The following is a 21,561-nucleotide window of genomic DNA, read 5'->3' as shown; positions in this document are numbered from 1 at the left end:
GTCGGAAAGAGGAGTCGATAACCGCAGCTGAGTGAAATAGGTGTTCCCCTTGGCGCGCTTCAGTGTCGATATATGGATTGCCGAGGGCCGAGGGTGTCATCGCTGGACGATTTCGATACGACTTCGGTCCTTTCGGACACGGTGATGGTAAAGGCTGTATGGCCGTCCGAGCTGTTCCCACTCTCCGCCGCTCAGCGTGGAATGTGGTTCGCCCAGCACCTGCTGGGCGACGTTCCGATCGTCATTGCTCAGTACGTGGAGGTCGATATCGCTGATCTCGACATCGGCCTGCTCGCACGGATCGGACCCGCCGCACTCCGGGAACTCGGTACCGGACTGCTCCGAATCGTCGAGTGGGACGGTGAGCCGCTCCAGACGGTCGACGAGTCGCTCGGCTTCGAGATGACACATCTCGACTTCCGTTCCGACCCTGATCCGCGGGCTGCGGCTCTCGCGTGGATGCGCGCCGAATGCAGCAACCCGATTGATCTCCTCCATGATCGGCTGATCCGTTCGGCAATGTTGCGCGTCGCCGACGACTGCTACTTCTGGTACTCGCGAATTCACCACATCGCCCTCGACGGCTTCGGCGCCATGACGTTCATGAACCGTGCCGCGGAGCTGTACACCGCGGCGGTCGAGGGTCGCGCGCCGGCCGAATTCACCGCCAGTGGACTGCGGGAGGTCGTCGAAGAAGAGGCGCGCTACCGCACCTCGAGCCGGTTCGAGACGGACCGCAAGTACTGGGCCGAACGCAGTCGCAATCTTCCACCGACGATCAGCCTCGCCGGGCGGGCGGCCGAGATCGGCGGGCAGTCGCTGGTGAGCAGCGCACCGCTGTCCGCTGCCACGACAGCCGCACTGCAGAGTCTGACCGGCCGGGTACCCGGGGCGACGTTCGCGACAGCCGCGGTGGCTGCCGTCGCTGCATTCTTGGCCCGCCTGACCGGCCAGGACGACGTGGTGTTGAGCTTGCCGGTCTCGGCACGCACCACCGCCCGGCTGCGCCGCTCGGGCGGCATGATCGCCAACGTCCTTCCGATCCGACTCTCGGTCGGGGACGAATCGACCCCCGTCGACTTGATGAGACGGACGCAACGGGAGTTGACCGGAGCACTACGTCACCAGAGGTACCGGCACGAGGACATACGGCGGGACGCGGGCGTCCTGGGTGGTCGCCGGGGGTTTTTCGGGCCGTCGATCAACATCATGATGTTCCACGACGAGATTCGGCTCGGTCCGTCGATCGGCCGGCTCCACGTGCTGACCACCGGACCGGTGGAGGACCTCGCAGTGAACATCTATCCCGGTGTCGCAGGCGACGTGGCGCAGGTCGACTTCGAGGCCAACCCGAATTTGTACACCGAACAGGAGCTGCGCGGTCACCATGCCCGGTTCCTCGAATTCTTCGCCGCCTTCGCGTCAGCGGCCACCGACCGCATCGCCGCTCTCGACGTGCTGCACGCCGACGAACGCGCGGATCTTGTGCCATGTCGCGGTCCGCAGGCAGAGCCGGAGCGGCTTCTCCCCGACTTGCTGGCCGACGGCGTTGCCGCCGCACCGGACGCAGTCGCGATTCGGGCGTCGGGACGGGAGGTCACCTACCACGAGCTCGACCAGCGATCCACTCAACTGGCCCGACTACTGATCGAATCGGGGGCCGGACCGGAAACCTTCGTCGTACTGAGTCTCCCCAGGTCGGCGGAGTCACTCGTCGCGTTCTGGGCGGTCGCCAAGACCGGGGCCGCCTTCGTGCCTGTCGATCCGAAGCTCCCACCCGAGCGAGTCGCGCACATGCTGTCCGATTCGGGGGCACTGGTGGGGCTCACACTGCACGAACTGCGTGCAACACTGCCCGACGGAATTCACTGGCTCGTCCTCGACGACGACGAGGTGCGCGCACACCGTGACCGACAGCGGAGGGCCGCGATCGGCGACGCGGATCGCCGCGCCCCGCTGTCGGCCCACCACCCCGCGTACATGATCTACACATCGGGATCGACCGGGCTTCCGAAAGGGGTCGTCGTCACCCACAGCGGTCTGTCGAACTTCGCGGCCGGCGCCCGCCCGGAACTCGGCATTCACCACGAATCGAGGATGCTGCGGTTCTCGTCGGCCAGCTTCGATGCCTCGGTGTTCGAGATGATCCAGGCCTTCAGCGCCGGTGCCACGATGGTCGTCGCCCCGCCCGAGGTGCACGGTGGAAGCGACCTCGTCGACCTGCTGAGCGAACAGCAGGTGACCCACATCATCACGGCTCCCACGGTGATGAACACAGTCGACCCGCGTGGGCTCGAACATCTCGAGGCGGTGGTGGTCGGCGGTGACGTGTGCACCCCCGACCTCGTGGAGCGGTTCGGGCAGGTGTGCCGCTTCACCAACAGTTACGGGCCGACCGAGACGACCATCATCATCACCGCAGGTGAGCCGCTGACGCCGGGCGAACCGATTACCATCGGCCGCCCGATCCAGGGTACGAGCGTCGTGGTGCTCGACCGCAAGCTCCGCGTGGTGCCCGCCGGGGTGGTGGGTGAGCTCTACCTCGCCGGCCCCGGAATCGCACGCGGCTATCACCATCGGCACGGGCTGACGGCGAACCGATTCGTGGCCAACCCCTTCGGTGAGCCGGGGTCTCGGCTCTACCGCACCGGTGACGAGGTGCGCTGGGTGCGGTCGTCTCAGGGAACCGAGGCGGGGCACTACACGCTCGAGTTCATCGGCCGGTCCGACACCCAGGTCAAGATCCGTGGCTTCCGCATCGAACTCGGCGAGATCGACTCGGCACTGCTCGTCCAGGACGGCGTCAACTTCGCGGCGACGGTGGTTCATCGGACGGCGGGCGGCACGACGGCGCTGGTCTCGTACGTGCGCCTCGACACCGGCCGTGAATTCGATCCGGTCGCGATTGTCGAGGGCGTCGCCGAAATCGTGCCGTCCCACATGATCCCGTCGGCGGTAATGCGGCTCGAACACGTGCCGGTGACGGCGGCCGGCAAACTCGACCGCAGTGCACTGCCGCAACCACACTTCGGATCAACTGAACACGAGTTCCGCGCCGCGTCGACACCGGCGGAGGAGCAGCTCTCGGGTCTCGTCGCCGAGGCACTCGGCCTCGACCGGGTCAGTGTGGACGACAGTCTCTTCGCGCTCGGCGGCGACAGCATCGTAGCGATGCAGATCGCCGCCCGAGCCAGGGAGTTCGGTCTCAGCTTCAGTGCGCGGGCCGTGTTCGAGCACAAGACGATTGCCGGAATCGCCGCTGTGGCGGTGCCGGTGGAGGCAGAATCGGCGGTCGTCCTCGAGGAGCTCGAGGGCGGCGGCGTCGGGCGTATCCCACCGACGCCGATCATGTACTCGATGCTCGAGCGGGGCCCCTTCGCCGACTTCTTCCAGGCGCTGCTGCTGACCTTGCCGTCTGATGTCGATCCGGATCGGTTGAGTGCGACGCTTGCGGCGGTGCTCGATCACCATGATGCCCTGCGTTCGAAGTTCGTCCCCGACGACGACGGTACCTGGGCGTTCGAAACGACGGCTGCCGGTAGCGTGCCGGCCGGCGATCGGATTTCGAGGATCGTCACGGCGGCGGCACCCGGCAGCCGCGCGTTCACCGACGTGGTGAGCGCCGAGTGTGCGGCGGCTGCGGCCCGCCTGGACCCGGAAAACGGGATCATGCTCCAGCTGGTGTGGTGTGTCTCCGAATCTGCGGGCGCACCAGGCCGACTGCTGGTTATCGCGCATCACCTGGTGGTGGACGGTGTGTCGTGGCGTGTGCTGTTGCCGGACCTCGCGACGGCGTGGCTGCAGCTGGGCGCGGGGCAGACGCCGACGCTGGCCCCGGTGGGCACGTCGTTCCGCCGCTGGGCGTATGGGCTGCAGGACGCGGCAGATCGAGGAGCGCACACAGACGAATTACCCTATTGGCGAGAGGTTCTCAGCGGTCCTGACCCACAGATCGGCACACGACCGATCGCGCCCGCGATCGACGCGATGCGCACGACTGAGCGGGTACATATCGATGTGAGTCCCGCAGTGACCGATGCGGTGCTCGCTCGACTTCCCGATGTGTTCGGCTGCGGCGTCAACGACGGACTCCTGTCGGCGCTGGCGATGGCGGTCGTGCAGTGGCGACACTCGCACGGGATCGACGAGCGTTCGGTGTTACTGACGTTGGAAGGTCATGGGCGTGAGGAGGAGGCGGTGGCCGGCGCGGATCTTGCACGTACCGTCGGTTGGTTCACCAGCGCCTTCCCGGTCCGGCTCGAACTGCCGGCCGTCGAACTCGGCGGGGCGTTCGAGGGTGGACATGCTGCCGGTGTCGTGATCAAGGCCGTCAAGGAACAGCTCGTCGCGGTGCCTGCCCGTGGCGTCGGATTTGGATTGCTTCGGCATCTCGACGAGAGCGCGAGGTCGATTCTCGGGGGTCTTCCGGAGCCGCAGATCAGTTTCAACTACCTGGGCCGCATGGGCGTGCAACACCTCGGCGACTTGCAGGATCTCGGCTGGCTGCCGGACCCCGAGGCACCGGACCTGATCAGAGCGAGCGGATCCGGCATGGCCGTGGCTGCGGTGATCGACATCAACGCGATGGTGGTCGACAGCCCCGAGGGACCCCGGTTGACGGCATCGTTCGCGTATCCGACCGGGGTGATCCGCGACTCCGACGTCGCCGCCCTCGCGGATCTGTGGCGAAGCGCCCTCGATGGTCTTGCCGCGCACACGGTTCAGTCCGTCGCGGGTGGTCTGACACCGTCCGATTGCCAGCTGGTCACGGTGAGCCAGAGTCGGATCGAGCATTGGGAGCGCTTGTACCCGGGGCTACGAGAGATCTGGTCGCTGTCCCCGTTGCAGTCCGGTCTGCTGTTCCACTCGACGCTGGCCGCCGATTCGCTGGACATCTACACCGCGCAACTGCGCATCGAACTCGCGGGCGCGGTCGACTCCGCGCGGTTGCGCCGTGCCGCCGCAGGCGTGCTCGCACACCACGCCAATCTGCGTGCCGCCTTCGTGTACGACGACCACGGTATCCCGGCGCAGTTGGTTGTCGACACCGTGGACGTGCCGTGGCGTGACGTGGATCTGACCGGGTACGGGACGGCCACCGGAGAGGAACTCGAGCGTCTCCTCGACGACGACCGTGTCGCCCGATTCGACCTCACCCGTCCTCCGCTGCTGCGACTGCTGTTGATCCGCACCGCACCAGAGCGTCACGTGCTGGCACTGACGAACCATCACATCATCCTCGACGGATGGTCGATGCCACTGCTGGTGCGCGAGCTGCTGGTTCGCTATGCCGCGGACGACGCTCCCGCCCTCCCGGAGCCGCGGCCGTACAGCACGTACTTGGAATGGGTGGCGACACTCGACCGGGACGCGTCCTTCCGCGCCTGGGAACGTGCGCTGGCGGGGCTCGACGGTCCGACACTGCTGGCGCCGCACGCGTCCTCGAAACAATACGGCGTGCCGGCTGAGGTCGACATCGCGTTGCCCGCGGCCCTGATCGATGCGCTCGACACGGTGGTGACGCGCCACGGAGTCACCATGAACACCGTCGTCCAGGCGGCGTGGGGAATACTGCTGTCCCGGTTGCTCTCCCGTCGCGACGTGGTGTTCGGTGCCACCGTGTCGGGTCGGCCGCCGCAGCTGTCCGGTGTCGAGAGCATGCTGGGACTTTTCATCAACACCGTGCCCGTGCGAGTGCGGATCGACCCGGACGAGACGTGTGCGCAGCTGCTCACCCGCCTCCAGGGTGAGCAAGTTTCCCTGCTCGATCACCATTACCTCGGGCTCGGTGACATCCAGGCACGCATGGGTCTGGGCAACCTGTTCGACACGTTGTCGGTGTTCGAGTCGTACCCCGTCGACAAGTCCGGATTCGACGAGCACACCGACATCGCGGGGATGCGAGTGACCGCTCTCGATGCGCGTGACGCCACGCACTATCCGATCACCCTGCTGTCGATCCTCGAACCTCAACTGCGGCTGAGCCTGCGTTATCAGCACGGAATTTTCGATCGCGCTACCGTCACGACACTGGCGGCGCGCGTGATCGGGATTCTCGAGACCATCGCGCGCGATGCGGGCACACCGGTCGGCGACGTCGACCTTTTCGTTCCGACGGAACGGGAGCTGGTGGTCGACACCTGGAATGCAACGGAACACCAGGTGCCGCGCCTCACCCTCGCCGAGCTGTTCGACGCGCAGGTGGCACACACGCCGAACGCCCCAGCCGTCGTGTTCGAGGGGACGGTGGTGACGTACGCAGAGTTCGACGCCCGCGCGAATCAGCTGGCGCGGTTCCTGATCAGCGGCGGTGTGGGGCCCGAATCGCTCGTGGGTGTAGCGGTGCGACGCTCGGTGGATCTGCTGGTGGGAATCTACGCCGTGATCAAGGCCGGCGGCGCGTACGTCCCGATAGACCCGGACCAGCCGGCCGAGCGGATCGCGTACGTAGTGGCAACCGCCGGTCCAATCGTCGTTCTCACCATGACCGCCGATCGCGTCGCGCTGCCCGCCGAGGTTCCGGCCGTCGACCTCGACACCCTCGATGTCTCGGCGCTGTCCGATGACCCCGTCCGGGACCGGGACCGGTTGGGGCCGTTGCATACCCGAAACCCTGCGTATGTCATCTTCACCTCCGGCTCCACAGGCCGACCCAAGGGTGTGGCAGTGCCGCACGAGGGCATCGTCAACCGGCTACTGTGGATGCAGCATCGGTACCCGCTGAGCGACGACGACGTGGTTCTCCAGAAGACCCCCGTGACGTTCGACGTGTCGGTGTGGGAGTTGTTCTGGCCGTTGCAGACCGGCGCGCGACTGGTGATCGCCGAGCCGGACGGGCACCGGGACCCCGCCTATCTCGAGCGGGTCATCCGCGCAGAGTCTGTGACCACGGTGCATTTCGTGCCGTCGATGCTCGCGGCATTCCTGGCCGGAGCGCATGTCGATGGGTGCAATTCGCTGCGCCGGGTGTTCACCAGTGGTGAGGCGCTGCCGCCTGTGACGGCGGCGTATCTGCACCGGGTGAGCGGGGCGGAGCTGCACAACCTGTACGGTCCCACCGAGGCATCGGTCGACGTGACCTCCTACGAGACCGGGCCGGACGAGACCACCGTGCCGATCGGAGCACCGGTCTGGAACACCCATACGTATGTGCTCGACGGACGCCTGCGTCCCGTCCCCGTCGGGGTAGCGGGGGAGTTGTATCTCGGCGGTGTCCAGCTCGCGCGCGGATACCAGGCCCGGTCCGATCTGACGGCGGACAGGTTCGTCGCGAACCCCCTCGCGGCCGCGGGAACCCTGCGAGTCGGCAGTCGGCTGTACCGCACCGGTGACCTTGTTCGGTGGCTGCCGACCGGGCAGCTCGAATACTTGGGCCGCACGGACTTCCAGGTCAAGCTTCGCGGCCAGCGCATCGAACTCGGTGAGATCGAGTCGGCGCTGCTCCGGCACGGCGATGTTGCACAGGCGGTGGCACTGGCCCGCAACGACGGGTCCACCGGCGACTACCTCGCCGGATACGTGGTGCCTGCGCCCGGGAGGTCCCCAGACGAGCGGGCGCTACTCGACGCGGCCGCAACGGAGCTTCCCCGCTACATGGTGCCGTCGGCGCTGATCGTGCTCGCGGAACTGCCGTTGACTGCGAACGGCAAACTCGACCGCAAGGCACTGCCGGTCCCGGAATTCGCGAGTTCGACGCAGTTCGTCCCGCCCGGCACCCCGACCGAATACGTCCTCGCGGAGATTCTCGCGGACGTACTCGGTGCTTCGCGGATCGGTATGTCGGACAATTTCTTCGATCTCGGGGGCAACTCCCTCATCGCGACCCGTGTGGTAGCCCGGATCAACGCTGAGCTCGGCACCGGGTTGAACGTGCGCTCGCTGTTCGAGGCGCCCACCGTCGGGGTTCTGGCCACCGTCGTCGACCGGACGCACGCCGGTGCGGGACCGCGCCCCACGCTCGTGTCCGGCCCGAGGCCGGGCAGGCTTCCCCTGTCCTTGGCTCAGACCCGAATGTGGTTCTTCAATCAGTTCGATCCCACGTCGAGTGCCTACAACGTGGCGGCGGCACTGCGGCTGTCCGGCTCCCTCGACGTCGACGCACTCCGCCGGGCCGCCGCGGACATCCTCGATCGGCACGAATCGCTGCGGACGATGTTTCCCCAATCCCCTGACGGCCCGTATCAGCTGGTGCTGCCGGCCGACCACGCCGCGACCGGCGATCTGATCGACGTTGTGCCCGACGTTGTCCCGGCCGCTGCTCTGGATGCACGGATCCGAGCGGCAGTGACACGCGGATTCGACGTGACCACGCAAATCCCGATCGCTCTGACATTGGTGCGGTGCGAGGCTCCTGACGAACACGTGTTGGTGATGGTGGTGCACCACATCAGCATCGACGGTTGGTCGATCCAGGTTCTTGCCCGCGATCTGGTGCACGCGTACTCCACGCGCACAGCCGGCGACGCGCCGTCGTGGACCCCGCTGCCAGTGCAGTATGCGGATTACGCCCTGTGGCAACGTGACGTTCTCGGCTCGGAGGACGATCCCACGTCGCTGATGTCGCAGGAGCTCGAGCACTGGGCGGATGCGCTCGCGGGTCTGCCGGATGTGCTGGCTCTGCCGCTCGACCGGCCACGTCCGGCGGTGCGGTCGGGGGCGGGCGCGAGTGTCGATTTCGCGGTGCCGGCGGCAACAGTGGTGTGTCTCGCGTCGCTGGCCCGTGGGCATGGCGCGACACCGTTCATGGTTGTGCATGCGGCGTTGGCGGTGCTGTTGGCGAAGTTGAGTGGGTCGACCGACATCGCGATCGGGTCGCCTGTCGCGGGCCGTGGTGATGCGGCGTTGGACGATCTGGTGGGCATGTTTGTCAATACGTTGGTGCTGCGGGCCGATTGTGAGCCGAGTCGGTCGTTCGCGGAGCTGGTGGGGCGGGTACGCGATTCGGACCTCGAGGCGTTCGGCAGGCCTGATGTTCCGTTCGAGCGGTTGGTGGAGAAGCTGAATCCAGTACGGTCGCAGTCGTTCTCGCCGTTGTTTCAGGTGATGTTGGCGTTCCAGAATTTCGCGCCGTCGAGGGTGGAGCTTCCGGGGTTGACGGTGTCACCGGTGGCGGTCGAGTGGGAGGCTGCGCAGTTCGACCTCTCGATGACGCTGAGTGAGGAGGGCGGGGGCGGGTATGGGGGGAGGCTGTCGTACACGACTGACATCTTCGATGCTTCGACGGTGCGCGGCATCGCAGAAGGGTTTTTGCGGGTGCTCGAGGCGGTCGTCGAGAATCCATCCGTCCCGGTGGGCGACATCGACGTGCTGGGTCCGGCCGAGCGGCAACGGGTGCTCGCGGGTGCGGCCCCGGTGCCACTGCCTGTGCCGGCACGGACGTTGCCGGAGATTCTGGCGGCCGGCGTCGCGTCGAACCCATTGGGTGTTGCGTTGACCTGCGGTGGCGTGGAGATGTCGTATCCGGACCTCGACTCCCGATCGAACCGACTGGCCCGATTGTTGATCTCGCGGGGTGTCGGTCCCGAGACATTTGTCGCGTTGTCCTTCGCTCGATCCATCGAATCAGTGGTTTCGGTGTGGGCGGTCGTGAAGACGGGTGGCGGGTTCGTGCCGGTCGATCCGAAACTGCCGGTCGAGCGGATCGAGCACATGTTGGTCGATTCCGGGGCCGTCATCGGTCTTACCAGTGCCGAAACCACGTCACTCCCGGGGAAGGTTGCCTGGCTCGTACCCACCGCGGGCGAAGTGCAGGAACTGTGCGACGGGTTTTCGTCGGCAGAGATCACCGACGCCGAGCGGCGTGCGCCGGTGACATGGACCAATGCGGCCTACATGATCTACACGTCGGGTTCGACCGGGGTTCCGAAGGGAGTTGTCGTAGCCCATGCCGGGCTGGCGTCGTTCTGTGCGGACGCCCGCCTCGAACTGAACTTGACCGGCAACTCCCGGGTGCTGAGGCTCTCGTCGTCGAGCTTCGACGCGTCGGTGTTCGAGATGATCGCGGGGTTCAGTGCCGGAGCCACCCTGGTGGTCGCCCCACCCGAGATCATCGGTGGCAGCGAGCTCGCGGAGTTGCTGCGCGTCGAACGGGTCACCCACATCATCACGGCCCCGGCGGCCCTGGGGATCGTCGACCCGGGCGGGCTCGACGAACTCCAGGCCGTTGTCGTCGGCGGAGACGTCTGCCCACCGGAGTTGGTCGCGAAGTTCGCACCCTTCTGTCGTTTCTACAACAGTTACGGTCCCACAGAGACCACCATCATCATCTCCATGACCGAGGCGCTCGTCCCGGAGGAACGAATTACGATCGGCACCCCGATCGAGGGCGCCGGAGCGGTTGTCCTCGACGCGAGGCTGCATCCCTCTCCGGTCGGCGTGATCGGCGAGCTGTATCTGTCGGGCCGTGGGCTCGCCCGCGGCTACCATGCCCGCGGTGCACTCACGGCAGCTCGATTCGTGGCCAATCCGTTCGGGGGTTCCGGCGAACGGATGTACCGCACGGGCGATCTGGTGCGGTGGACGAGAGACGGGCGACTGGACTTCGTCGGGCGAATCGACTCACAGGTGCAATTGCGAGGTCTGCGGATCGAACTCGGCGAGATCGAGGCAGCGCTGAGCAGGTGCGAAGGAGTCGCGCAGACCGTCGTGGTCTTGCGCCACGATCCCCACACCGGTGAACAACTGGTGGGATACGTAGTGGCCGATTCCAAGGCGGCCCTGGACCCGGAGGCGCTGCGCATCAGGGTGGGTGAGACGCTGCCGAACTACATGGTGCCGTCGCAGGTGATGGTCGTCGACGCGTTGCCGTTGAATCCCAGTGGGAAGCTCGACCGACGGGCGTTGCCCGCGCCGTCGTTCGTCGTTCGGGAGTTTCGGGCGCCGACTACGCCGGTCGAGGAGGTCGTGGCGGGTATTTTCGCGGAGGTGCTGGGGCTCGAGCGGGTCGGTCTGGATGACGATTTCTTTGCGTTGGGCGGTAATTCGTTGGTTGCGACGCAGGTGGTGTCCCGGTTGGGTGCGGCGTTGGACACGCGTGTGCCGGTTCGGGTGATCTTCGAGGCGTCGACGGTGGCGGCGCTGGCGGTGCGGGCCGAGCAGCATGCCGGTGAAGGTGGGCGGCCGGCGTTGACGCGGCGGGTGCGGCCGGCGCGGATTCCGTTGTCGTTGGCGCAGCAGCGGATGTGGTTCTTCAACCAGTTCGATCCGGAGTCGGCGGCCTTCAACATTCCTCTGGCAATTCGGCTGTCCGGTGATCTGAACATCGAATTGCTGCAGACCGCGCTGGTCGACGTGATCGACCGGCACGAAGCGTTGCGCACGATGTTCCCGGACTCGGACCACGGACCCTCGCAGGTAATCGTCCCCACATCGGCGCTCGCGCTGACTTTGACGCCGGAGCGGGTCGCTCCGGAGGAGGTCCATGCCCTCGTGTTCGACTTCGTCGTGTGCGGGTTCGACGTGGCCCGGGAAGTCCCGTTGCGCGTGAAGCTATTCCAGCTCGGCGACCACGAGTTCGTGCTGGCGATGGTAGTGCATCACATTTCCAGCGACGGCGGCTCCGCAGCGCCGATGTCGCGCGACATCGTGGTGGCGTACGCCGCGCGGCGTGAGGGACATGAGCCCGGCTGGTCGCCGCTCGAGGTGCAATACGTGGACTACACCCTGTGGCAGCGGGAGATTCTCGGCGCGGAGGACGATCCGACGTCAGTGATCTCGGAACAACTGCGGTATTGGACCGAGGTACTGGCAGATCTGCCGGAGATGGTGGAGCTGCCGACGGATCATCCGCGTCCGGCAGTACAATCACCGCGCGGCGCCAAGGTCGGCTTCACCCTGAGTTCGAATCTGGCCGAGCGTATCGAATACCTTGCACAAGAATATAACTCGACCTTCTTCATGGTCGTCCACGCGTCGCTGGCGGTGCTGATGGCCCGCCTGAGCGGAACTGAGGACATCCCCATCGGCACACAGATAGCCGGACGCGGCGACCCGGCACTCGACGACCTCATCGGCATGTTCGGAAACACGCTGGTGCTGCGCAGCCGCGTCGACCCCGCAATGTCGTTCGCCGATATTCTGGCCGATGTCCGGGAAGTCGACCTCGCCGCATTCGGCAACCCCGACGTTCCGCTGGAACGCCTGGTGGAAGTCCTCAATCCCAGTCGCTCCACGGCCCATTCAGCGCTGTTCCAGGTACTGCTGGTGGTTCACAATTTCGTCCGGTCCAGGGTGACTCTGCCGGGCCTGGAAATCGCCCCGCTGGAAACGGACATCGTCGGTGCGAAACTCGATCTGGAGCTCCATTTCACCGACACCTCGGATTCCGAGGGGCATCGGACCGGAATCGAGGGATCAATCGTCTATGCGCTCGACCTGTTCCAGCAATCGACGGTCGCCCGATTCGCGACCCAACTCGTCACCATCCTCGAGGCGGTCACACGCGATGTGACGATACCGGTCGGCGAGATCGAGTTGCGAAGCGTCGACGAGCGTGCGGCGATGGATCGATGGAATGCCACAGCCGTGGTTGTCGAGGGCGGGACCCTGGTGCAGCTCTTCGACGAGCAGGTACGCCGGACGCCGGATGCGGTGGCGGTGGTGTTCGAGGAACAGTCGTTGACATACGCCGAGTTCGATTCTCGCGCGAATCGGCTGGCCCGATACTTGATCTCACGAGAGGTAGGACCGGAGTCGCTGGTGGGGCTGGGCATGAGTCGCTCCCTCGAGATGATGGTGAGCATTTACGCTGTGCTCAAAGCCGGTGCCGGGTACCTGCCGCTGGATCCGGAGCAACCTGCACACCGCACCGAGTACGTGATTGCGACCGCGAAACCTGTTGTGGTGCTGACCACGTCCAGGGACCGCGACGACCTGCCGGCGGCGGTGGACGCCGTCGAAGTCGACGTGCTGGACCTGTCGGTCTTCGACGCGGAGGCGGTGACCGACGCGTCCAGGCTGGCTCCGCTGCGGCCCGAGAATCTCGCCTACGCGGTCTTCACGTCCGGATCCACCGGGCGACCGAAAGGCGTCGCGGTCAGCCACCGCTCGGTGGTCAACCAGATTGCGTGGATGCGTAGCCGCTACGCGCTCGGCGATCGCGACACTGTGTTGCACAAGACGCCCATTACGTTCGACGCGTCGGTGTGGGAGTTGTTCTATCCACTACAGGTCGGTGCTCGATTGGTGATTGCCGCGCCTGGAGGACATCGTGATCCCGAGTACCTGATGCGGATATCGGACCGGTGGCACGTCACGATCTTGGAATTCGTGCCGTCGATGCTCGCGTTGTTCCTCGCGGAGTCGTCGCTCGCGCTGCCGCGGTCGCTGCGGTATGTCTCGGTCGGCGGAGAAGCGTTGCCCTCGGAGTTGGCTGCTCGGTTCGCCGCGCGCACCGAGGCAGTGCTGGACAATACCTACGGTCCGACGGAAGCGACTGTGACCTCGACCGTGCATCGCTGCCTGGCGGGCGCGTCGGGTCCGATACCGATCGGGAGACCGATACGGAACACTCGCACGTTCGTGCTGGACCGCCGGTTACACCGCGTGCCCGTCGGCGTGCCGGGGGAGTTGTATCTCGCCGGAATCCAGCTCGCCCGCGGCTACCACGCCCGCGGGGCGCTGACGGCAGAACGTTTCGTCGCCCATCCCTTCGCCGACTCCGGTGAGCGGCTGTACCGCACGGGTGATCTGGTGCGGTGGAATTCGAATGGTGACCTCGAATACCTGGGCCGCACCGATTTCCAGGTGAAGCTACGTGGTCTGCGGATCGAACTCGGGGAGATCGAGACCGTGCTGACGGCAGACGAGTCGGTGGACCAGGCCGTGGTGGTCGTGCGCGACGGTGAATTCGGTCAGCAATTGGTCGGGTATGTGCTGCCGTCCCGCGGGCGGACCGTCGACGTCGAGGCGACACGCGAGGTGGTGAGCACATCGCTGCCGAACTACATGGTGCCTGACGTGCTGGTCGTGCTCGACGCTTTGCCGTTGAATCCCAGTGGGAAGCTCGACCGACGGGCGTTGCCCGCGCCGTCGTTCGTCGTTCGGGGGTTTCGGGCGCCGACTACGCCGGTCGAGGAGGTCGTGGCGGGTATTTTCGCGGAGGTGCTGGGGCTCGAGCGGGTCGGTCTGGATGACGATTTCTTTGCGTTGGGCGGTAATTCGTTGGTTGCAACGCAGGTGGTGTCCCGGTTGGGTGCGGCGTTGGACACCCGTGTGCCGGTTCGGGTGATCTTCGAGGCGTCGACGGTGGCGGCGCTGGCGGTGCGGGCCGAGCAGCATGCCGGTGAAGGTGGGCGGCCGGCGTTGACCCGTCGGGTGCGGCCGGCCCGGATTCCGTTGTCGTTGGCGCAGCAGCGGATGTGGTTCCTCAACCAGTTCGACCCGGAGTCGGCGGCATACAACATTCCGCTTGTGGTCCGCCTGTCCGGTGAATTGGATGTGGCAGCGATACAGGCTTCGGTGCTCGACGTGTTCGCTCGGCACGAGGCCTTGCGGACGGTGTTCCCGGACTCGGACCTGGGGCCGGCACAGCGCATCGTGCATGCGTCGGGAGTGTCGATGGACCTGACGCCGATTCCGGTCGCGGACGAGGAAGAGCTGCGGATGCGGGTGGCTGCATTGCTCACGGCGGGCTTCGAGGTCACGGAATCGGTGCCGGTGCGCGGGGCGCTGTACCGGGTGTCGAAGTCCGAGCACATCTTGGCGGTGGTGGTTCACCATATCTGCGCGGACGGTTTCTCGACCGGACCGATGGGCCGAGACGTGTTGGTGGCATATGCCTCCCGGCACGCAGGGCATGAGCCGTCCTGGACGCCGTTGCCGGTGCAGTATGCGGATTACGCGTTGTGGCAGCGAGAGGTGCTGGGTTCGGAGGACGATCCGGGATCGTTGATGTCGCAGCAGATCGCGTACTGGTTGGATGCGTTGTCGGGGCTGCCGGATGCGCTGGCGTTACCTACCGACAGGCCACGCCCGCCGGTGCGGTCGGGCCTCGGTTCCAGCGTGGACTTCACCGTGCCGGCGGCAACGGTGGCGCGTCTCGTGTCGCTGGCGCGAGAGGCGGGTGCGACGCCGTTCATGGTGGTGCATGCGGCGTTAGCGGTGCTCTTGGCGCGGCTGAGTGGGGCGACCGATATCGCGATCGGGTCGCCGATCGCGGGCCGTGGTGATGCGGCGTTGGACGATCTGGTGGGCATGTTCGTCAATACGTTGGTGTTGCGGGCTCAATACGAGCCGGACGAATCGTTCGCGGAGCTACTGGGGCGGATGCGCGATGTCGATCTCGAGGCGTTCTCTCGGGCGGACGTTCCGTTCGAGCGATTGGTGGAAAAGCTGAATCCGATTCGTTCTCAGTCGTTCTCTCCGTTGTTCCAGGTGATGTTGGCGTTTCAGAATTTCAATCGGCCGACGGTAGAGCTTCCGGGATTGACGGTCTCGCCGGTGGAGGTCGATCGGCAAGCGGTGCAGTTCGACCTGTCGATGACTGTGGGTGAGTCGGCAGACGGCGGGGGTGGATTCGTGGGAAGGCTGTCCTACGCGACGGATGTATTCGACGGCGCGACTGTGCGCGAGATCGCGCGGCGGTTCGTACGAATTCTCGAAGTGGTGGTGGATGATCCGATGATTCCGGTGGGCGACGTCTCGATCGTCGAAGAGAACGAGCGGCGTCAGATGCTGCGCGAGTGGAACATCACAGGACACGACGTCCCGGATGGATTGCTGCTCGACGGATTCGATGCGCAGGTGGCCCGAACACCGGACGCAGTGGCAATCGTGTACGACAACGAGTCGCTGTCCTATGCCGAGTTCTCTGCTCGGGTGAACCGATTGGCCCGTAGATTGATCGACGAGGGTGTGGGACCGGAGTCGTTGGTGGCATTGGGGATGCGCCGGTCGCTGGAGTTGGTGACGGGAATCTACGCGGTGCTCCGAACGGGTGCTGCATTCGTGCCGTTGGACCCTGATCAACCCCCGGCACGCAACGACTACATCCTGGAAACCACAGGACCCGTGTGCGTCCTGTCCACCGCCCGAGACGGATTCGACACGTCCCGGAATCGAGTGCTGAACATTGACGCCCTGGATTTGTCGGTGTATTCGTCCGAGCCGGTTGGGGAGTCCGAAGTCGTGACGTCCGCACGGCCGGAAAATCTGGCGTACGTAATCTTTACATCGGGATCGACCGGACGACCCAAAGGGGTTTCGGTCAGCCACCGCGCGATTGTCAACCAAATGTCTTGGTTGGCAGCCGAATACGAGCTCGGCGACTCGGATGTCGTGGTGCAGAAGACGCCGGTGACGTTCGACGTGTCGATGTGGGAATTGCTGGTTCCGCTGGCCGTCGGTGCCCGGATGATCGTCGCGCGTCCAGACGGGCATCGGGATCCGGACTATTTGCTGTCACTGATGCAAGACTCCGGTGTTACCGTGGCCGCGTTCGTACCGTCGATGCTGGCGACGCTCCTGGCCGATCCGGAGGCGTTTCTACCGGATTCGTTGCGGTGTGTTTTTGCCGGTGGGGAAGAATTGCCGGTGGAGTTGTCTGGGCGATGTGCGTCGCGGTCGAAGGCTCGTCTCGACAACAAGTACGGTCCCACCGAATATGCGGTCACTGCGACGTCCCACCGATGCGACGGACTCGAGCGGGAATCAGTACCGATTGGTGAACCTGTGTGGAACACCACCGCACTGGTCTTGGATCGACGTCTCCACCCGGTGCCCGTCGGGGTCGAAGGAGAGCTGTATCTGGCAGGAGTGCAGCTGTCCCGCGGCTATCATCGCCGCCAGGGGCTGACGGCGGAGCGATTCGTGGCCGATCCGTTCGGGGCAGCAGGGACGCGTCTCTATCGCACGGGGGACGTGGTCAAGTGGAATCCACGCGGACAGCTGATGTATCTGGGTCGGTTGGACTCTCAGGTGAAGGTGCGCGGGCTGCGTATCGAGCTTGGCGAGATCGAGACCGCGCTGGTGGCGCAGCAGACGATCGCGCAGGCCGTTGTGATCGTCCACGACGGCGACTTCGGTCAGCAGCTGGTCGGGTACGTGGTCCCCGAAGGGGGTCGGTTGGTCGACGTGGAATCGGTCCGTGCCACGGCCGGCAGGTCGCTGCCCCAGTACATGGTGCCGGATGTGCTGATGGTGCTCGACCAATTGCCTCTGACCGCGAGTGGCAAGTTTGATCGGAACGCATTGCCGGCCCCGGAGTTCACGAAGCGGGAGTTCCGGGGGCCGACGACGCGCGTCGAGCGAATCGTTGCCTCGGCCTTCACCGACATTCTCGGTGTCGAACAGGTGGGGCTGGATGACGACTTCTTCGCGTTGGGCGGCAATTCCCTGGTCGCGCCCAGGGTCGTCGCCCGATTGAAGCAAGACCTGAGTGCGGCAGTTCCGTTGCAGTGGCTGTTCACGGATCCCGCCGTCGAAGCATTGGCCGCTCGGATCGAGAACGGAGCCACGGGTCCGGTGGAGGAAGGGTTCGGGCCGCTGCTTCGGATCCGAGCGGACGGTGAAGCGGGAGCGCCGCTGTTTTGTATCCATCCCATCGTCGGACTGTCGTGGTGCTACTCGGGTCTACGTCAGTACATCGACTCTGATCTGCCGATCTACGGGATCCAGAGTCCGTCGATTCTCGAGGACAGCTATCTTCCGGAGTCTCTCGATGAACTTGCGGACCGTTACATCCGTGAGATCCGCCGTATCCGACCATCCGGTCCGTACCGACTGCTCGGCTGGTCACTCGGCGGTGTCATCGCGCATGCGATGGCGATCCGGATTCAGGCAGCCGGCGAGGGTGTGGAATTGCTGGCCATGATGGACAGCTTCGCAGGCGCGACGGCGGTCGAGGAAGGGTCGCCCACGGATGTCTCGGTGAGTGAGTTGCTGGGTGGGTTCGGTCTCGAAGAGACAGCAGTCGAGCGCATCTCCGACCCGAGCCTCGGTGGTGTCGCTGTCGCGCTGGCCGAAATGTCCGGGCACTCCGTAGAGCAAGCCGTGAAGGTCGTGGGGCGGCTGGTGTCGGCGGCGGACCGTAACTCGAGGTTGATGTCGGAATACCGGCCTGCATGCTTCGACGGAGACATTGTGTTCTTCACCGCGGCGGCCGACGATGCCACCGGCGCGAGGGCGGCCCGCGGATGGGAGAACGCGGTCACGGGGGTGGTGCACAACCATGCCGTGGCAGTCACGCATTGGCAGATGACGTCACCGGACGCTCTCGCCGTCGTCGGCCCGATCTTGAACGAGGCACTGGGAGAGCAATCAACATGATGGGTGAACCGGTCAGTTGCGGTCGTCGACGCGCGGGAACCGGGCGATCGGCCTGTCCGAATAGCGTACAGATCAGACGAAGTCGCCCGACGCCGGCCGGTCAACGCGCGAGCAGCGCCTCGCAGGAACGCGCCGCGCACGCGCACGCATGAACCGTCGCCGTGTCGATGGCCGGGCGTCCCGCCTGGGACCGCCAGAACCGCAGGGCCGTCAGCGCGACGCGCGAGATCTGCTCCGGGGCGGCGTCGGCGGGCATGCCGAGGCGGGTGTGTGGCGACATGCCCTCGCCGCCGAGCACCCGCTCGAGCAGGACGACGTCGGTGTCGCACAACTGCAGACCGCTGGTGCGCAGTCCCGACAACACCCGCAGTTCCCGGAACACGTGGGTGTCCGCGAGCAGCCGATCGGCGGCCCTGCTCAGGCTGCGGCTCGCCGACGACGGTGTGCGGGCCACCACGGCCTTCAGCGATCTGAGTGCGGAGTGCGCCTTCAACTCGGTGCTGCGCTGGCCGAACTGCAGATGCAGCGTGCGGCGGAGATCCTCGAGGCCGCTGTGCGCCGTCAGCTCGCGGGCCAGCGTCGGCGCGTCGGTGGCGCCCGCGCGAATCAGCCTGACCGCGAACCGGATACCGAAGAGGCCGAAACAGTCGAGGAGGTCGCGTCGTTGCCGGGGCGGAAGTAGGAGATCGGCGTCCTCGGCGGTGAACCGGCTGACCGAGCGCAGAGCGGACTCGAGTGCGCTGTCCGGGAAGGCGGCGAGCACGGCGAGGTCGTCGAACTCGGTCTGACGCAGAGTGCGGCCGCGGAGCGCGAGAAGTCCCGACACGGGGAGCAGGCTCCGCTGCACCCGGCGGCCCGCGTCGTCCGCGGCGGCCCGGGCCGCGTCGAGGGTGCGTTCGCGGCCGCCCTTCACCTCGTCGGCCCGAGACAGCACACCGACGATGCCGAGCGGTCCGGCGGCCGTACCGACCCGGGTCTGTAGTTGGTCGAGCAGCCGCACGTCCGCCGCGTCGGTACCTCGGGTCAGGTAGACGACGGCGTCGACGTCGCACGGCCGGTCCTCGGGAAGGAGCAGCGCCCGGGTGCGCGCCGACACGTCCCGCGAGTTGGACGACGTTCCGGGAGTGTCGACGAGCGTGAACTCGCCGAGCAGCGCCGACGGCCATCCCACCTGCAGCCGCTCCACCCGATCCGCGGTCACCGTCCCCAGATCGAGCGACAGCCTGCCCTCGTCCCGGTGCACCGGGAGTCGCGTCCGGCGTCCGGAGTCGTGGGTGAGATCGATCCGCGGCGTGGCGGACTGCTCGAACCACGTGACCACCCGGGTGCACTCGGTGGCGTCGGTGGGCGCGATCTCCTCACCGACGAGGGCGTTGAGCAGCGTCGACTTCCCGGCCTTCAGCGTGCCGGTGAGGGCAACGCGGAGCGGCTCCTCGAGGCGGGCGCCGCAGTGCCGGAGTTCCTCGACGGTGGCGGGGTCGCTGCGCAGTTCGTGCCGGGCGGTCTCGATCAGCTGACGGGCCTGGGATCCCAGGCGAGTGACGCTCATGCCGACACCTGCCCCGCGAATCCGGCGGCCTGCATTCGGATCTGCCGCAGCGTGTCGAGTTCCCTGCGGATTTGCGCCGACCGCGTCGCACGGTGATCGTCGTGCATCTTCGACGCATCCGCAGCGGCGCGCAGCGAATCGTCGACGGATCGGAGCATCTCGGTGGCCAGGTCGGTGAAATGGTCGCGCAGGACGCGCTGCATCTCGCGGAGCCGCTGCTTCGACTCCTTGCCCACCTGGAAGATCACGTCGTCCATGAACCGCGACACCGCCACCTTCGCCTCCGTCTGCCTGCGGGCGGTACGCGCCTTCCGGTCCTCGCGATACGTGTTGGCGCCGAGCAGGACTCCCGCGCCGATCGAGAAGGGATTCACCAGTGCCAGGCCTGCGAGGCTCGTGACGAGGCCGACCATGAGCACGCCACCGTACGACCCGCGCATGCTGGAGAGGACGCGTTGTGTGAAACCCTGTGCGCTCTCGAGGGATTCGAGAGTGTTGACGGGTTCGAGCACATGATCCACGTTGTCGATGCGCAGCGCGGGAACCGGGACCTTGCCGTCCTCGGCGAAGCGCCCCGCGACCGAGAGGGCGAGGGCCTGCGAACGGGTGTGGGCCATCACGAAGTTCTCCCGCACACATGTCGCGATCTCGCCGTCGAGCCAGGAGCCGAACTCCTCCCATCGCGGCGCCGGGTCGGACCTGCCGATGTCTTCCTCGGCCGCGCGGACGACGGTGCGCAGACGATGACGCAGGTCGTGCTCGATGTCCGTCATCAACTCGATCGCGCCGTCGGCCAGCGTGTACTGCCAGTTCGCGGATCGCTGACGGAGCTGATCCGCCGCCGCACGGGCATGGGTCATCTGCTCGAGCAGTGCGGCGCCGCGATGCGGATCGTGCAGCGCATCCAGTTCGGCACTCAGCGTCAGCGACAGATGGTCGGTCACGGTGCGAACATCGGCGATCACCGCATTGCGGCGCACGACATCCGCCTGTGCGACGACCTGTTTGCGCAGATAGTCGACCAGTTGCGGGATGCCGGATTCGACGTCGAGCGCGTCGTCGCCGGTCTCGCGGGCGTCCGCGTGCATCAGTGCGGACACCGGCAGCAACGGCAGCGGTAGGTCCGTATTCTGCAAGTGGGTGCGGTTGGCCTTCTGAATGTCCGCCCAGCGCGGATAGAAGTCGATCTTGTTGACGACGCAGATCACCATCGGGCACAGCGTGTGCACCTGCGTGAGCAGAGCGATCTCGGGTTCGGTGTATTCCTGGCTCGCATCGGAGACGAACAGCACCGCGTCGGCCGTGGGGACGAGGGCCAGGGTGTCCGCGGCTCGGGCGGGGGCGTGACCGGAGAATCCGGGGGCATCGACCAGTACCAGTCCCTCGGCGAGCAGGTCGTGGGGGAGCGTGACCGTCGAATCCGAGTCCGACGCGACAGGCCCGTACTCGACGACTACCGCCTCGTGCCGGGACTGCGCGGTCGCCGACACGTCCGCGTCGACGAGCGCACCCGCCACCGAACTGACACCCTTGCCGGTCAGGCCGAGAACCACGACCCGCGTGCGCGGATCGGCGAGACGAGACTCGGTGTGCGACAGCCGGGTCAGGAGATCGCCGCGACCCGCAGTCCGGGTGAGTTCCGCGAGCTGCGCCAGCAGCGCAGCCATCGACGCAGTGGTCTCGGCAGGAAGATTCGGGCGCGAAGGGGTGGCGACGGCTGGGAATTCGACGGTGGCGTTCATGATCTC

3 protein-coding genes are annotated in these 21,561 nt (G+C 66.2%); 1 reads left to right on the top strand and 2 read right to left on the bottom strand.

Annotated elements, in window-relative coordinates; all coding sequences use genetic code 11:
* The first annotated feature begins 72 nt into the window (after positions 1-72).
* Positions 73-18,264 (top strand): non-ribosomal peptide synthetase, encoded by an 18,192-nt coding sequence (locus JVH1_RS09060; protein WP_043781626.1) that lies wholly within the window; start codon positions 73-75, stop codon positions 18,262-18,264.
* 100 nt (positions 18,265-18,364) lie between these two features.
* Here JVH1_RS09060 and JVH1_RS09055 read toward each other — a convergent pair whose 3' ends face one another.
* Positions 18,365-19,813, bottom strand: coding sequence for a dynamin family protein (locus tag JVH1_RS09055; protein WP_043781629.1), 1,449 nt, complete (start codon positions 19,811-19,813; stop codon positions 18,365-18,367).
* Complete coding sequence (locus tag JVH1_RS09050; protein ID WP_043781631.1) at positions 19,810-21,555, bottom strand: isoniazid-inducible protein iniA; 1,746 nt, start codon at positions 21,553-21,555, stop codon at positions 19,810-19,812. The genes JVH1_RS09055 and JVH1_RS09050 overlap by 4 nt, the downstream gene beginning before the upstream one ends.
* Positions 21,556-21,561 lie beyond the last annotated feature (6 nt).

Origin of the sequence: Rhodococcus sp. JVH1, assembly GCF_000280725.2 — a bacterium.
Taxonomy (GTDB): Bacteria; Actinomycetota; Actinomycetes; order Mycobacteriales; family Mycobacteriaceae; genus Rhodococcus_F; species Rhodococcus_F jostii_A.
Note: the sequence above shows the minus strand (reverse complement) of the source record. Positions and strands in the feature narration are given on the sequence as shown.

Coding starts and splice junctions, on each gene's coding strand:
- JVH1_RS09050 (WP_043781631.1), bottom strand. CDS start 21,555: ATGAACGCCACCGTCGAATTCCCAGCCGTCGCCACCCCTTCGCGCCCG.
- JVH1_RS09060 (WP_043781626.1), top strand. CDS start 73: ATGGATTGCCGAGGGCCGAGGGTGTCATCGCTGGACGATTTCGATACG.
- JVH1_RS09055 (WP_043781629.1), bottom strand. CDS start 19,813: ATGAGCGTCACTCGCCTGGGATCCCAGGCCCGTCAGCTGATCGAGACC.